At 68.3% G+C, this 14,931-nt stretch carries 13 protein-coding genes and 1 pseudogene; all 14 read right to left on the bottom strand.

What is annotated here, in order from left to right:
- Window positions 1–61: 61 nt before the first annotated feature.
- Complete coding sequence (locus DQP57_RS08655; RefSeq protein WP_112632579.1) at window positions 62–3,340, bottom strand: arabinosyltransferase domain-containing protein; 3,279 nt, start codon at window positions 3,338–3,340, stop codon at window positions 62–64.
- Between the two features lie 6 nt (window positions 3,341–3,346).
- Window positions 3,347–5,269, bottom strand: coding sequence for a galactan 5-O-arabinofuranosyltransferase (locus DQP57_RS08650; RefSeq protein ID WP_112632578.1), 1,923 nt, complete (start codon window positions 5,267–5,269; stop codon window positions 3,347–3,349).
- A gap of 2 nt (window positions 5,270–5,271) precedes the next feature.
- Entirely contained in the window at window positions 5,272–6,036 is a 765-nt protein-coding gene (locus tag DQP57_RS08645; RefSeq protein WP_112632577.1) for a decaprenylphospho-beta-D-erythro-pentofuranosid-2-ulose 2-reductase, read from the bottom strand.
- Window positions 6,037–7,428 (bottom strand): FAD-binding oxidoreductase, encoded by a 1,392-nt coding sequence (locus DQP57_RS08640; RefSeq protein WP_112632576.1) that lies wholly within the window; start codon window positions 7,426–7,428, stop codon window positions 6,037–6,039.
- 32 nt (window positions 7,429–7,460) lie between these two features.
- Complete coding sequence (locus DQP57_RS08635) at window positions 7,461–7,826, bottom strand: GtrA family protein (RefSeq protein WP_112632622.1); 366 nt, start codon at window positions 7,824–7,826, stop codon at window positions 7,461–7,463.
- A gap of 118 nt (window positions 7,827–7,944) precedes the next feature.
- On the bottom strand, window positions 7,945–8,424 hold the full coding sequence (locus DQP57_RS08630) for a GreA/GreB family elongation factor (protein WP_112632575.1): 480 nt from the start codon (window positions 8,422–8,424) through the stop codon (window positions 7,945–7,947).
- A gap of 72 nt (window positions 8,425–8,496) precedes the next feature.
- Complete coding sequence (locus tag DQP57_RS27125) at window positions 8,497–8,634, bottom strand: hypothetical protein (RefSeq protein ID WP_240631716.1); 138 nt, start codon at window positions 8,632–8,634, stop codon at window positions 8,497–8,499.
- Between the two features lie 376 nt (window positions 8,635–9,010).
- A pseudogene (locus tag DQP57_RS27530) lies at window positions 9,011–9,256 on the bottom strand (DUF222 domain-containing protein); the annotation flags it as partial.
- Window positions 9,154–9,603 carry a hypothetical protein gene (locus DQP57_RS27525; RefSeq protein ID WP_430918555.1) on the bottom strand — a complete coding sequence of 150 codons (450 nt, stop codon included), beginning with the start codon at window positions 9,601–9,603 and terminating at the stop codon, window positions 9,154–9,156. The gene DQP57_RS27525 and the pseudogene DQP57_RS27530, both read right to left, overlap by 103 nt.
- 129 nt (window positions 9,604–9,732) lie before the next feature.
- Window positions 9,733–10,563, bottom strand: a complete 831-nt coding sequence (gene wzm / locus DQP57_RS08620) for a galactan export ABC transporter permease subunit Wzm/RfbD (RefSeq protein WP_112632574.1) — start codon at window positions 10,561–10,563, stop codon at window positions 9,733–9,735.
- Window positions 10,560–11,474 carry a galactofuranosyltransferase GlfT1 gene (gene glfT1, locus DQP57_RS08615; protein WP_112632573.1) on the bottom strand — a complete coding sequence of 305 codons (915 nt, stop codon included), beginning with the start codon at window positions 11,472–11,474 and terminating at the stop codon, window positions 10,560–10,562. Before glfT1 ends, wzm begins: the two co-directional genes overlap by 4 nt.
- Window positions 11,471–12,265 carry a galactan export ABC transporter ATP-binding subunit Wzt/RfbE gene (gene wzt, locus DQP57_RS08610; RefSeq protein WP_112632572.1) on the bottom strand — a complete coding sequence of 265 codons (795 nt, stop codon included), beginning with the start codon at window positions 12,263–12,265 and terminating at the stop codon, window positions 11,471–11,473. Before wzt ends, glfT1 begins: the two co-directional genes overlap by 4 nt.
- Before the next feature lie 19 nt (window positions 12,266–12,284).
- Entirely contained in the window at window positions 12,285–12,740 is a 456-nt protein-coding gene (locus DQP57_RS08605; protein ID WP_240631715.1) for a bacterial proteasome activator family protein, read from the bottom strand.
- 78 nt (window positions 12,741–12,818) lie between these two features.
- A complete protein-coding gene (locus DQP57_RS08600; protein ID WP_205869071.1) occupies window positions 12,819–14,816 on the bottom strand; it encodes a DUF6541 family protein in 1,998 nt (665 codons plus the stop codon).
- Window positions 14,817–14,931: the final 115 nt, after the last annotated feature.

The raw sequence follows: 14,931 nt of genomic DNA, 5'->3' as shown, positions 1-14,931 counted from the left end.
TAAGTCTAGGCTTACGGATCTCGGCCTTCAAGGTCCGCGGCCGAGGGCGCCCGAAGCGCGCCTAGGTCTTGCGCAGCGGCGCCGGGTTCCACAGGCCGCTGCGCGTGGCCGTCCCCAGCAGCAGCTGGGCGGGCTGCGCGTCGGGATAGTAGGGCGTCAGTCGTTGCAGCGAGCCCCAGTCGCGCGACCAGTCGTCCTTGAGGTAGGTGGCCATCGTGGTCGCCTTCACCAGCAGCTCGGTCACCCCCAGCGGACCACCGCCGTTGTTGTCCATCACCGGCGAGTTGGCCTCGGCGCCGAAGCGGTCGGGCAGGATGCGCCAGCGCGGAGTCTCGTCGACTCCATTTTGATGGCCGAACGGTCGCTGGCAGGGGAAGGCCAGCCCGACGAGCCAATCCAGGAACACCGGGTCGGCGGAGCCCACCACGTCTTGCAGCGTGCGCAGTTGCGGAATCCTGGGCGGGGTCAGGGCGATCCAGTGCTGTGGGGCCAAGTCTTCGTCGTCGGCGACCAGCCGAATCTGGGTGGCCGAACTCGGAATCGCCGACATCGGCAGCCGCAGGTTGCGCCACGCCGGGGAGGCCCCCACGTCGGCGAATTGGAACGAACCGCCGGGGTGCCCGCCGGCCGCCTGGTCGTCGGTGGCCCACTGCACCTGGACCTCGCGGGGGTCGAAGCGCCCGGCGGCGCTCACCACCAGCAGCGGACCCGCCGCGTCGCGCGGCGGCAGTCGATACCAGCTCGACCGCAGGTGCGCGGGAATCTGGATGCCCGAGCGCCAGCTGCCGAGCACCGGTGTGCGGGCGGGGTCGAGGTTGAAGGGCAGCTGGGCCGACGAGCCGTTGATGCCCGGGGCGGGGGTGGTGCCGCCCTCGGTGCCGGCCTGGTTGCTGCCGGTCTTCTCCTCGTCGGTGACGAAGCTGCGGTCACCCGGCCGTTCCATCACCGGGTCGGCGCGCACGTCGGCGGGAATCCCGTTGGGCGTGAAGGCTTCCGACAGGCCGGCGCCAAGGGCGTCTCCCACTGAGGCGCCGACCGGCGCCAGCATTCCGGCGGCGGGGTCTTGCTCCACCAGCACGTCCTCGGCCAGCCCGCACGACTTCCCGGTCAGCGCTTGCAGATTGGAGCGACCGACCGACCACGCCGGATACTGGTCGGTCATCGCCAGCGTCAGCGAGGCCACCTCGAACACCACCAGCACCCACGTCGCAATTGCCAAGGGGGACTGGATGATTCCGGCTGCCCGCACCCCCAGCCGGGTTCTGGGCGGCCCGTTGTCCGGGGCGACGAAGTGGAACCAGGCGGCCAGCAGCAGCACCACCGCGGTCAACCCGAGCAGCGCCGTGGCGAAGGCGTAATGCCAGGCGGGGAACTCATTCGACCAGGGCACACCGAAATTCGAGACGTACCACCAGCCGTTGACGCTGGCGAACGACAAGGCCACCAGGAACAGCACCACCGCGGCGTACACGGTCCGGTTGCGCCGCGACCGCATCGCCACGGCGGTCACCGCGACGGCGGCCAGCGCGCCCAGCGGCCCGGCCAGTCCGGCGAACACCCCGAAGTGGTGGGTCCATTTGGTGGGAGTGAACATCATCGCCGCGAAGGAGATGATGGTGATGCCGACAATGCGCCGGCTCGGCCCGGCGGCGGTGCCCGGAATCTGGCCCTTGCGCAACGACATTGCGACCGTGACGCTGAGCGCGAGAACCAGCGCCAGCACGGCGAAGCGGCGGGCGACCGATCCGTCCGGGCTGGCCATGAACAGCCGCTCGTAGCGGATGTGCTCGTCGAACCAACTCAGGCTGGGCCCGACGGCCCGCTTGAGCATGCTGGCCTGGATCTCACCGGCCAGCGTCTGGTCACGGAAGATCAGGATGGCGGTGACGGTGACGGCGGCCAGCAGCGGCGCTATCAGCGGCAGCGCGCCGAACCGGGTGATCCTGCGATGCAGGATGGTCCGCAACGGCCCGATCGCGACCAGCAGCGCCCCGATCGAGGCGATGCCCGTCGGCCCGGAGAACAGGGTCAGGGCGCCGATGATGCAGGCGATCGCCACCGGCAGCAGCCGGCTGGTGGCCACGGCACGTTCCACGGAGCACCAGGTCAGAAGGATGCCCAGGGCGATGATCGGCTCGGGCCGCAGGCCGTTGTCCAGCGGAAGCCAGACGGCCAGGAACATCCCCGCGGCGGTCCAGGCCGCGGCCCGGTTCTGCTTGACGGCATGACCCAGCCGGGGCATGACCTCGCGGCTGATCACCCACCAGCACGTCAGCGCCATCACCAGGGTGGGCAGCCGCATCCAGATGCTGGTGGTGCTCACGTGGGCCCACAGCGCCAGCAGGTCGTAGTACCAGCCGAACGGCGCTTCGGGCGTGCCGAACCAGCGGTAGTAGTTGGCCATGTAGCCGGCGTGCTCGGAGACGCGGGCCATGGTCAGGATGTAACCGTCGTCGGACGTGTTGGCGCCGACGAAGTGCCACCACATCAGCACGCCGATGACCAGCGCGTCCAGCCCGCCGAGCGACCACCAGCGGGCGGGCAGGAAGCGGCGGTGCCGGGTGCCGTCGGCGGTGTCGAGTAGGTGCAGGGCCACCAGGGCGGCGGCGGTCAGCACCAGCCCCAGGACCATCGCGGCCATCTTCAGCGGGGTGGGGCTGCTGCTGTAGCGGGTGTCGATGGTCGCCGAGAAGTGCAGGCCCGACGGCGCCGGTCCGCTCAGATCGGTGAAGACGCCGACGATCTGCGGCCGGAAGTCGTAGCCGCTTTTCTCGCCGCGCAGCGGCGAGCCGGGGTGCTCGGCATTGGGTCCCTGCGTGAGTCCGACGAACTCGGCGGTGACCTTCTCGGCGTGCGCGGTGAAGGTCAACCGCTGGCAGGCCGGACTCAGCACCTCGCTCAGCGGGGCGGTCACCACCGGGACGTTGCGCACCACCAGCACCAGGTCGTTGTTGGCGCGCACGATCAGCAGTCCCCGGTCGACGGCCTTGGGTGCCTGCTTGGGCACGGTCGACAACAACACCGTCTTGCCGGCGTTGCCGGGTCCGGCCAGCCCGGCGGCGGCGTCGCACGGGACGGTGATGGTCAAATCGGTGGCGACGTAGCCGATCAGCGGGGCATCGACGCTGCCGAAGGTGCCGTTCTGTGGCCAGTTCAGTTGGGCGGTGGTCTGGTTGACCGGAAGCAGCGGGGTGGCGATCGCCAGCAGCACGCCGAGCAGTCCGGCGACGGACGCAACCAGCCGGGCGATCCGGTGATTGCCGTCCGTCTCTTTCACGGTGCTAGATGCTAGTTCTTTGGCGGTGCGGGGCCCCGTTTGAGGCGCGGTGTCGGTGCTCATCAGCGGTTACGTCCCCGGCTTGCGGATGGCCAGCACGAACGGTCCGACGCTCTGGACGGCGAAACGCGGGCTGTCGAACAGCGCCCCGCGCAGCTCGACGGTGTAGCGCCGCACGTTGGGCTGGTTGGGATAGACGTCCTCGGCCAGCCGCAGCGTGTAGTTGCCCCCGGTGCCGCGGCGCATCAGAAAAACCGTGGGCGGCGGCCAGGGGCAGGTGTCCAGGGCATGGATCAGTTCGTCGGCGGTTTTGAGGTTGGACCACTTGTTGATCTGCGCGGCCCGCAGGTCGAATTGCGCGAGCGGGTTGGCGTAGTGCGAGGTGAGCCCCTGGAAACCCCAGTACGGGTAGAAGGACAGGAAGCTGTAGTCGGCGGTCATCACGACCGTCTGATCGCGTGGCTTGCCGGTCACCTGGGTGATGGCGTGATCGATTGTGGCGTAGAACTTTTCGGCGCTGGGCGGCCGGCGGTCCCCGCGTTGCCCATGACCGTCGGTGTCGGTGTAGGCGATGGTGAGGTCAGGCCGCAGCACGTCGGGGATGTCCTGGCTGAAGGCGATGGCGGCGGCCAGGCCGACGGCCCCGGCCACCGGAAAGACCGCGCGGCCCCAACTGCGGTCTCGGCCCGCGGCGGCGAGCGCCTGCGCGAGTTCGACGAAGCCGAACGCCCCGGCGGCGACCAGCAACACGCTCAGGGTCGGCTGCAGCCGGAAGGACAACAGGGTGGTGCGCGCCAGCGTGGTGAGCATCGACAGCACCGACCACAGATAGATGGCCAGCACGCCGATGGCCAGGGCGCCCGCCCGCACCGACGAACGGGCCCGCACCACCAGCCACAGGGTGCCGAGCAGGCAGATCGCGCCCAGCAGCGAGAACTGCAGCATCGGGAACGTCAGCTCGGCGCCGTCGGCCGGCAGGTAGTGGAAGGCGCTGCCGGAGTTGCTGACCGGGCTGCGCACCGCGCGCAACGCGAACGGCAGCCAGGTGGTGCACGCGATCACGACGGCGATGCCGGCGATGACGGCCAGGCGCCGCAGCGGATCGAGGGCGGCTGCGCGGCCGCCGCCTTGGCGGTTGCGCCGCCAGCGCACGCCGGCCAGCCACAGGGCCATCAATGCCACCGCGAACGCGGTGAACCCGAACAGCAGCGTGTACCAGGTGGCCGCCCAGCCGAGGAATAGCCCGGCGCCGATCACCGCGCCCCAGCCGGCCCGAGAGGGCGCGTCCGGCCGGTCACCGGCGCGCAGACCCGACCAGGTCAGCACCAGCATCGGCGGCAACAGCACGGTGATCATCGCCGAGTAGGGCTCGGGCGAGCCGTAGGCCAGCGTCACGGCGGCCGTCGCGGTGGTGACGATCAGCGCGTACTCGAAGCGGACCATGCGCCACCACAGCACCAGCGCGACCGCGACGGCGATGGTGATCGAGGTGATGGCCCAGGGCTTGAAGATCTCCCAAGCGGGTGTGGCGCCGAGCGCGGCGGCGCGCCCGCCGATCCAGAACCAGCCCGGCGGGTAGAAGGTGGGCAGCCCGAGGTAGGTCATGTCGCGCAGCGCGGGGCTGTCGGCGAGCCGGGTCACGTACTCGGTGCGGAACTGCTGGTCGACGGAGATGCCGAACAGGTACAGCTTGGTCGCCCCCAGCGGCATGCCCAGGGTCACCACGGTGAACGCGGACACGAAAACCAGCCCACCCAATCGGGTCAACAGCCGGTCGCGGGGACGGGTGCAACGCCGCCACACCCAGCCGACGGCGACCAGCCCGGCCAGGCAGCCGACCTGGCCGACGGTGGTCAGCGCGTGGAGCTGATTGGAGGACGGAAACGCCGGCCACTGCACCCGGGAGATGGCGATCAGCGATACCACCGCGACGGCAACCGCGACGAGCGCCGCCAGGGCCATCTGGCCCAGGGTGGCCAGCGCGTTGCGCATGATCAGATGGGAAGCTTGCGGAAGATGGGACGCGGGACGTGTCGCAACACCATCATCACATAGCGGAATGCTGCTGGTGCCCAAACCAATTCCTTACCTTTGGCGGCCGCAGTCACCGCGAGGTTGGCGACGTATTCCTTGTCGACGGTGAGCGGGGCTTCCTTGACATGAGCGCTCATCCGGGTACGCACCTGACCGGGCCGGATCACCAGCACGCGAACCCCGTACTCGCGCAACGCCTCTCCGAGGCCGAGATAGAATCCGTCCAGCCCGGCCTTGGTGGAGCCGTAGACGAAGTTGGACCGCCGCACCCGCTCGCCGGCCGCCGAGCTCATCGCGATGATCTGGCCGAACCCCTGGGCGCGCATCTTCTCGCCCAGCAGCACGCCCACCGAAACCGCTGCGGTGTAGTTGATTTCGGCGGCCAGCACCGCCTTCTGCTGGTTCTGCCACAACTCTTCGGCGTCCCCGAGGATGCCGAATGCGACGATGGCCACGTCGACGTCGCCGTTGGCGAACGCCGCCTCGATCGTCTTCGGGTGGGTGTCCGGGTCGGTGGCCTCGAAGTCGATCAGCTCGACCGAGCGCGCGCCGGCGGCCTGCATCTGCGCCACCGCGGCGTCGCGGCCGGGGTCGCTGGGCATGGCGGCCAACACAATTCGTGCGTGCGCGTTCTGCAGGTAGCGTCCGCAGATGGCGAGGCCGATCTCGGAGGTACCGCCGAGCAGCAGGATGGTCTGCGGATTACCTACGGCATCGAGCACCATTTAGAGCAGCTCCAAACGTCGGGCCATGTCGGAGGCAAACACCCCCGTCGGATCCACCTTGCGGCGCACGGCGATCCATTCGTCGATGCGCGGATACATGGCGTGGAAGGTTTCGGCGGTCGTCCGGGAATCCTTGGCGGTGTAGACCCTGCCGCCGAACTCCAGCACGCGCCTGTCGAGTTCGTTGAGGAACTCGTTGATCCCCGGCTTGTTGGGGAAGTCCATGGCGACGTTCCAGCCGGCCATCGGGAAGCTCAGCGGCGCGCGGTTGCCCGGGCCGAAGAGCTTGAACACGTTGAGCGCCGAGTAGTGGCCACAGGTCTGGATCCACCGGATGATGGCCTTGAACTCGTCCATCGCATCCGGCGGAACCAGGAACTGATGCTGAGCGAAACCCCTTGGGCCGTAAGCGTTATTCCAGCCGCTGACCAGGTCGAGCATGTGATAGAACTGCGACAGGTTCTGGATCTTGCCGCTGTAGGTCCCGCCCAGCCGGTAATACACCTCGCCGATCGCCATGAACGACAGCTTGTTCATCGCGCTGACCGGAAACACGTCCGGCACCGTCAACAGCTGCGGCGCATCGAATTTCAGCGGGTTTTTGGCCAGCTTCTTCGGCAGTTGGTCCAGCTTGGCCAGGCTGCCCCGGCTGACCGCTGCGCGGCCCAGCTTCGGCGGCGGGCTGATCAGGTCGAACCACGCGCTGGAGTAGGTGTAGTTGGCCTCGCTGCCGTCGAGGTGGACGGCGACCGTCTCGTCGAGGTCCCTGGTGGCAACGCCGTCGGCGATGAAGTACGCCGTCTCCGTGGGTGTCATGGCGATGGTGGCGCGCAGCACGATCCCGGTCAGGCCGTTGCCTCCGACGGTGGCCCAGAACAGCTCGGCGTCCTCCCCGTCGGGGGTGATGGTGCGGACGGTGCCGTCGGCCATGAGCAGATCCATCGAGCGGACGTGGTTACCGAAGCTGCCCGCGCTGTGGTGGTTCTTGCCGTGGATGTCGCACGCGATCGCGCCGCCGACGGTTACCTGGCGCGTGCCCGGCAGCACCGGAACCCAGAGGCCGAAGGGCAGCGCCGCCTTCATCAACTGGTCCAGGCTGACGCCGGCCTCGACGTCGACCAGCCGGGTGTCGGCGCTGATCGAGTGGATGCGGTTGAGCCCGGTCATGTCGATCACCAGCCCGCCGCCGTTTTGGGCGTTGTCGCCATAGGAGCGGCCCAGCCCGCGGGCGATCACGCCGCGACCCTTGGCGTCGTCCGAGTCGGCCACCCGGGCGACCGCCTTGGCGATCGCTTCCGGATCGCGGGTGGACAGCACCTGAGCCACCGACGGCGCGGTGCGCCCGAAGCCCATCAACTGGGCGGGCTTGGTCACGGGATCGGTGCTCGACATCGTCAAAGAGGGTACCGCCTGCCGGTGGCGGCTCAGCGAATGCGGAAGATTACGGCCCGCTGCACGACGAAGTTGATCACCGTCGCGGTGCCCTGCGCGATCACGAACGCGATCAGCGGCGCCCACCCCCGGTAGTGCAGCAATGCCAGGCACAGGTGGTTGAGGCCGACCTGGACGGCGAACGTGATGGCGTAGAGAACCATGACCGCGACGAACCGGGCCGTACTGGGAGTCGCCTGGAAGGTCCAGCGGCGGTTGATCAGGTAGGCGGTGACGGTGCCGACGATGAAGCTGGTGGCCTTGGACAGATCGACCTGGACACCCAGGACCTTCCAGAGCAACAGGTAGAGCCCGAAGTCCACGATCCCCGCCAGGCCACCGGTGACGACGAATCGGATGACCTGCGTCGTGAGGGTCAAGTCCGGCCGCGCCGGGGAATCCTCGGACGCGGAATCGGGCAGCGGGGCAACCATCGAGGGGAGTCTAACGGGGCCGCCGGGCACTGCCCGGCAAGCGTCAGCGGGGCAGCTTGACCGAGATCAACTCGACCTGGTTCTCGCCCTGCGGCGTCGAATAGGTGACGGTGTCGCCGGGTTTGCGCCCGGCCAGGGCCTGGGCCAGCGGACTGCGCGCGGTCAACGTTTCGGCCTCCCGGCCGACCGGTGTCTCCTCAACGATCGAGATCACTTGCATCGTGACCACTTCGCCGTCGGAGAACCGCAGCGTCACCTCGGTGCCCCCGGGCAGCGTCTCCGACGCGTCGGCGTCGGACGGCCCGGCCCGCAGGCGTCGGTCCAATTCGGCGATCCGGTCGGTGAGTACCACCAATTCCTCCGCGCGCTGGATCGCCTCCGCCGCGTCACCGTGATCGCCCACCATCCCGCGGTCGTTCTTGACCTCGGCCTCCAGGCGCTCGCGCCGTTGCCGTAGCCGGTCCAGTTCCGCTTCGAGATTGTTGCGTGCGGCGTCCGCTGCCGAGGGGACCTTTTTGCTCACGTCGGTGGACCTTTCGACCGGTTGCTCAGGTGGCGTTCCAGTGTGACACCACGACGGGGCCCCCGCCACCATCTAGAACGGCGGCGGATCGTTGTTGTTGGGCGCCAAGCGCGCCGCGTCGGCGCCGATGCGCGCTTCGTTGATGCCGCGCTCCCGGCGCACCCGGTCGGCGTGATCTTGTCCCCGGGTGTGCCGCCGGACCGGCATCATGACGCCACGATCTCCGGCGGGCGGGGGCTGTGCGGCGGGTGGCGGAAGCGCACCGGTCGGGACCGACAGGGCGGGAAAGTAAAGCCCGCCAAAGGCTTTTGGTGACGTAGGTCTGCCCGGAAGGTGATGTCCATTCCACGGTGCCGTCCGGCAATTGCGTGTCGCGCCAGGCCGTCCAGAACGTCTTCAGCAGATGGTGGTATCGGCAGAGCAGCTTGAGGTCGGACGGATGCGTGGGGCCGAGCGGGAACGGGACCGTATGGTCGACATCGCAGACGTCGGCGGCAGCGTCGCAGCCGGGGAACCGGCAGGTCAGATCCCTGAACCGGATGAATTCAGCGAGCGCCGTCGAGGGTCGGTAGCCGGCTTCCGCCCGGTCCGGTGGCAGCGACAGGGGTTTGCGTTTGGCGGCACCCGCGAGGTCGCGCAGCGTCACCGCCGGCAACGGACCGAACCCGGGTAGATACCCGGGCGCGTGCGATTCGCCGTTGAGCGCGGACTGTTCGGCCACCACGTGGATCACCACGCTGGTGTTCGGCGGTCTTTGCGCCGCCGGGCAACCCGGCGCGCCGCAGCAGCAGCGCAGCACGTCGGATCCGGCGGCCAGCGCACCCAGGGCGTCGGCGCGGCGCTGGGCTTTGGTCCGGGGGTCGTCGCGGCACACCGTCGCGGCGAAGGGCTGGTGGCGGTGTGGGCGCAATTGCACGCCACCGACGGGGCGGCGTTGGACCGCAAACTCGACGCCCTTGGGCTGGTGGTGTCGATCTCGACATAACGATCCTGGGTCCGCTGGCCCGGCACACGCAGCCCGGCGGCGTCGACCCGCGCGACCCACATATCGATGCGCTCAATGAGTTTCGGGCCCGAGAGCCGCATCCATCCCGGCGCGTGCCGGGCAACCACGGCGTCCAGCCGGGCGATCAGCCCGGCGTCCTCGATGAGCTCGCTGCGAAAGACGAGTGCCGCCATCACCCGGAAGTCGATGTCGCCGCGTGCGAACACCTCGGCGTCGGGACGACCATCGAACATACATTCGACTGTAGCCGCCTTCCCGACAGCTGTCCGTCCGACGAATCCGGGCTGTGGATAACCGCCGGACTACACCCAGTACGGCACCCGGGCGCGATATTGGCGCATCGCGAAGGCGGCCAGCAGCCAGCCGACGGCCGTCAGCACCAGCACCACGGCCCAGTGCCGCAGTTCCTGATGCGAGCCCAGCAGCGGCGCGCGCACGATGTCGAGGTAGTGCAGCAGGGGGTTGAGTTCGACGATCTTCGACCAGCGCCCGGCGCCCTGCTGCCGCAGGGTGTCGTCGTTCCAGATGATCGGCGTCATGAAGAACAGCAGCTGCACGATCGAAAACAGCAGCGGCCCGATGTCGCGGTAGCGGGTGGCCAGGATGCCGAAGCACAGTGACACCCAGATGCAGTTGAGCACGATCAGCGCCAGGGCGGGAAGCACCGAAAGGTCGGCCCACGACCAGGGTTTCGGGAAGATCATCGCGATGACGACGTAGATGACGATGTTGTGCGCGAACAGGATCATCTGCCGCCACACCAGCCGGTAAACGTGCACGCTCAGCGGCGTCGGCAACTGCTTGATCAGGCCCTCGTTGGCGACGAAGACGTCGGCGCCCTCCAGGATGGCGGCGTTGATCAGGTTCCAGATGATCAGTCCCAGCGTCACATACGGCAGATGCACCGACAGTTCGAGATGAAACAGCTTGGAGTACAAGCCGCCCATCGCGACGGCGGTGGTGCCGGTCGCGATGGTGATCCAGAACGGCCCCAGCACCGAGCGCCGGTAGCGCTGCTTGATGTCCTGCCAGCCCAGGTGCAGCCAGAGCTCGTGACGGCGGAAGCCGTCGACCAGGTCGCCGCGGGCGCGGGTGAAGGTCCGCGACTGGGCGGCGGCGTCCAGAAACGTCATGACGGTCCTCCCGGCTTGCCGAATTGCTCACGACGTCCCAAGCGCCGCAACCGGATCCATTCGGCCAGACCGCGCGGGTCGCGGCGGCTCACCAGGAAGAACCAGCCGAACCGGACCCACTCCTGCACCAGCAGCTGGCGCAGGCCCGGCTGGGACAGCAGGTAGCCGCGGTTGCGGTAGGTGTAGAACCGCTTGGTGGGGTTGTCGGGATACTGGGTGTGCATCCGGCCGCCCAGGATCGGCCGGAACTCGTCGGATCCGCACGGATGCAGGTAGACGGTGTCCAGGCAGGTCCCGAACGGCAGGCCGGACCGCGCCAGCCGGCGGTGCAGTTCCACCTCGTCGCCGCGGATGAACAGCCGCATGTCCGGGACGCCGACCGCGTCCAGCGCGGTGGCCCGGAACAACGCGCCGTTGAACAGCGAGGCGATGCCGGGCAGCAGGTCCTGACCCGCCTCGGTGCGCAATTCGCTTGCGCGCCTTCGCCATACCAGCCCGCGCCGCAGCGGGAACGCCAGCCGTTCCGGGTCGTCGGAGTTGCACACCATCGGTGACACCTCGGCCAGACCGTGCTTCTCGGCGCAGGCCAGCAGCGTGGCCAGCACGCCCGAATCCTGCGGGCGCCCGTCGTCGTCGGCCAGCCACACCCAGTCGGCGCCCAGGGCCAGCGCGTGCAGCATGCCCAGCGCGAAACCCCCTGCGCCGCCGAGGTTTCGGCGCGAGGCGAGGTAGGTGGTGGGGACGGGCTGGCCGGCCACCAGGTCGCGGACGCGGCCGTCGCCGGAAAAGTCGTTGTCCACCACGATCAGGTGATCGGGCAGCCGGGTCTGGCTGCTCAGCACATCGAGCGACTTGGCCAGCTCGTCGGGGCGCCGGTGGGTGACGACGACGGCGAAGACGGTCTCGCTCATCCCGCGGCGGTCTCTTCCAGCACCTCGCGGACGTGCCGAGCCGCGTCCTCGCCCTCGTACGCGCGCACCACGTCCTCGATGCCGCCCGACATGCGGATGACGCCGTGGTCGATCCACATCGCCGTCTTGCACAACCGGGCCAGGAATTCGTTGGAATGGCTGGCGAACACCAGGATTCCGGAGCGCTCCACCAGACTCTGCAGCCGCGACTGTGCCTTCTTCAAGAAGTCGGCGTCCACCGCGCCGATGCCCTCGTCGAGCAGCAGGATCTCGGGGTCGATGCTGGTGACCACGCCCATCGCCAGCCGCACCCGCATGCCGGTGGAATAGGTACGCAGCGGCATCGACAGATAGTCGCCCAATTCGGTGAACTCGGCGATCTCATCGACCTTGGACAGCATCTGCTTTCGCGTCTGCCCCAGGAACAGGCCGCGAATGATGATGTTCTCGTAACCCGAGATCTCGGGGTCCATGCCGACCCCGAGATCGAACACCGGCGCGACCCGGCCGGTGACCGTCGCCCAACCCCGGGTGGGTTCGTAGATGCCCGAAAGTAGGCGCAGCAGAGTCGATTTGCCCGCACCGTTGTGGCCCACCAGCCCCACCCGGTCGCCCAGCTCGAGGGACATGGTGATGTCGCGCAACGCTTCCACCACCACGACGTTGGAGCTGTTGCGGCCGATGGTGCCGCCCGCCTTGCCCAGGAAGGCTTTCTTCAGGGAGCGCGACTTGGCATCGAAGATGGGAAATTCCACCCATGCGTTGTGCGTCTCGATGTGAGGACCCGACACCGTCAACTACTCGAGTTCGCTACAGGTACTGACCGTGTCCGGGCGCACCGCCCGGCTTACCCATGCCCGGGGGCAGCGCCCCCTGGCGCATCTTCTCCAGCTGCGCGCGGGCCGCCATCTGCTGAGCGAACAACGCCGTCTGGATGCCGTGGAACAGCCCTTCCAGCCAGCCGACCAACTGCGCCTGCGCGATGCGCAATTCCGCGTCGGACGGCGCGGCGTCCTCGTTGAAGGGCAGGGTGAGGCGGTCCAGTTCCTCCCGCAGTTCCGGCGCCAGGCCCTCCTCCAATTCCCGGATGCTGGTCGCGTGGATCTCGCGCAGCCGGTTACGGCTGGCGTCGTCCAGCGGTGCGGCCCGGACCTCCTCGAGCAGTTGCTTGATCATGGTCCCGATGCGCATCACCTTGGCCGGCTGCTCGACCAGGTCGGTCAGGGAACGCTCGTCGGCGTCGTCGTCGTCGGCCAGTGCCATCATCCGCGGGTCGACGCCGCCGATGATTTCGACGCCGTCGTCATCGTTGCGGGTACTCAACTCTTCACCATCCTTTGTGGACTATGAGTGGGGCGCCGGGCCGTTTCCGCGCCATTCATAAATTCGGGCACCGCCGTTGTCGTAGATCAACGCCCACGACTTCGACTTATCCAGTGACACTAGTCCTTCGGGTACGGCGAACCCGCGGACAGTCGGCGAGCTGGTGTAGATGTAGCGAATGTTCAGCGCTTTGATCGCCTCGAGCACCCGCGGATCGGAATCACCTTTGCGGGCCGACGTCCAGAAGATGTAGCGGTTGGGACCCGGACCCATCTGTTGTGGGTAGTCGTAGTGCGTCCACAACGGATGCAGGTCGGCGACGGCGTACATCCAGGCGGTGCCGTCGGTGTTGGCGTTGCCGATCAGCGTCTGGTGGGCGCCGGGCAGCTTGGCCAGGTAGGCCATCGCCATCAGATCGCGCTGGTCGATCATCACCGAGTCGTATTTGTCGCCGAACAACACGATGTGCCGGTAGAGGTAGTGACGCCCGGTGAACACCGTGGCGATCACCAGCAGCACCGCGGTGGTGGCGATCCACAGCGGGACGGGCCCGACGCGCGGATCGCTTGCCAGGGACGGCCTGAACCGGGCGGCCACCCGTGTGGCGAGGCCCACCACGCCCACGACGATCGCGAACAGCGCGACGCCTGCCATCGGCGCCAGCAGCAGCGTGACGGCGGCCGAGATCCGGCGCGGGTCTTTGTAGAAGAATTCGCCGAACATCCCGGCCACCGCGCCGACCGGACCCCCCAGCGGCGTTCCCGCGTCGACCTCGACCACCACGAGCAACAGCCACAACGCCAGCGGCCACCAGATTCTCTTGTAGGCGAAGAGCAGTCCGCCGAGGATCGCGACCGCCATCAGTCCGTACTGGTACGGGAAGTCGTTGAGGTGCCGGGAGTGCTGGAAGACCGCGTCGAAAACCCCCCGCTTCTTGCTCAGGTGGGTCAGAAAGGAGTGCCCCGCGATGATGTCCTCCTGGCCCTGGACGCTGATGAACTGCGGCAGCAGGATCAGCCCGGTGACCACCGCAACGCAGGCCAGGGCGGCGAAATCGGCCAGCCTGCCGCGCACCGGGTGCCACAGCACGTCCAGCACCCACCAGGCCACCAGGAACAACAACACGATCACCCCGCCGGTGATGTGCACGGACATGACGCCCACCCAGGCCAGCACGGCCGCCGGGATGCGGTCGCGGTGTCGCAGCGTGGAGGCGATCAGGACGAACGCGGGCACCGCCACCCCGTAGGCCGCCAGGTTGGGCATCGCGGCGACGCCGAACTCGACGTAGGGGATCGCGGTGAACGACGCCGACAGCGCGGCCGCGGTGGCAGCCGCCCCGGCGCAGCGCCATTCGGTGGTGCGCGGCCGCAGCAGATGCCAGGTCAGCATCGCCGTGCTGGTGGGGAACAGCCACACCGATGCGGCAACCGAACTCAGCGTGTAGCCGGTGGTGGGCGCCGCTCCCGTCAGCTGGCAGAACACCGCGATCAACGCGTGGAACACCGACGGGTAGTACAGCGTCTTATGGGTCTCGACGTTGCGCAGCTCGCCCATGTGGGTCGACGACGCCTGGCCGGTGTCCAGGATGAACCGCACCTCGTTGGCGTGCCAGACGGCGTCCCAGGTGCTCGGGATGGTCTGCCAATGGGCGGCCAGCCCGCGGTAGGCGGCCCACATGACGAGCAGGGCCCCCAGCGCCACTCCGGCGCCCACCGTGATGGCCGGCCAGCGGCTGACCCCGCGGGCTTCGGCGTCGCGGTCGCGGTAGCGGGCGAGCAGCAGCTGTAAACCGGTCATCAGCAGGCACACCACGACCAGCGACGCCAGCGCCGTCCACCCGTTCCACGGAATCCCGATGGCACCGAACGGAATAATGGCGAGCGCGACCACGCCGTAGGTCAGCGCCGGGCCGACCGCGACAGCGACCGGCCATGACAACTGACTGATACGTGCGATGATCGCCCCGGGCGCTATCAGCAAAAACAATGCAATGAGCGTTCCGAACCAGAGCCCCACTCGACTAGTATGGCTGGCCGGGTGCCCTGGCTCGGGAGGCCACCAACTGGCAGGAACGTCTGTGGCACCCGCTACCGTCACAGTTTCGCAAAAAAGCGGAAGCTTTAAGGTGGCC

This window comes from Mycobacterium colombiense (assembly GCF_003284935.1).
Lineage (GTDB): Bacteria > Actinomycetota > Actinomycetes > Mycobacteriales > Mycobacteriaceae > Mycobacterium > Mycobacterium arosiense_A.
Note: the sequence above shows the minus strand (reverse complement) of the source record. Positions and strands in the feature narration are given on the sequence as shown.

Bases quoted from the DNA above. Each gene is read 5' to 3' on its own strand.
- glfT1 (WP_112632573.1), bottom strand. From the start codon at position 11,474: ATGAGCGAGACCGTCTTCGCCGTCGTCGTCACCCACCGGCGCCCCGAC.
- DQP57_RS27525 (WP_430918555.1), bottom strand. From the start codon at position 9,603: ATGGCGGCACTCGTCTTTCGCAGCGAGCTCATCGAGGACGCCGGGCTG.
- DQP57_RS08605 (WP_240631715.1), bottom strand. From the start codon at position 12,740: ATGATGGCACTGGCCGACGACGACGACGCCGACGAGCGTTCCCTGACC.
- wzm (WP_112632574.1), bottom strand. From the start codon at position 10,563: ATGACGTTTCTGGACGCCGCCGCCCAGTCGCGGACCTTCACCCGCGCC.
- DQP57_RS08650 (WP_112632578.1), bottom strand. From the start codon at position 5,269: ATGCGCAACGCGCTGGCCACCCTGGGCCAGATGGCCCTGGCGGCGCTC.
- DQP57_RS08645 (WP_112632577.1), bottom strand. From the start codon at position 6,036: ATGGTGCTCGATGCCGTAGGTAATCCGCAGACCATCCTGCTGCTCGGC.
- DQP57_RS27125 (WP_240631716.1), bottom strand. From the start codon at position 8,634: ATGATGCCGGTCCGGCGGCACACCCGGGGACAAGATCACGCCGACCGG.
- DQP57_RS08640 (WP_112632576.1), bottom strand. From the start codon at position 7,428: ATGTCGAGCACCGATCCCGTGACCAAGCCCGCCCAGTTGATGGGCTTC.
- DQP57_RS08655 (WP_112632579.1), bottom strand. From the start codon at position 3,340: ATGAGCACCGACACCGCGCCTCAAACGGGGCCCCGCACCGCCAAAGAA.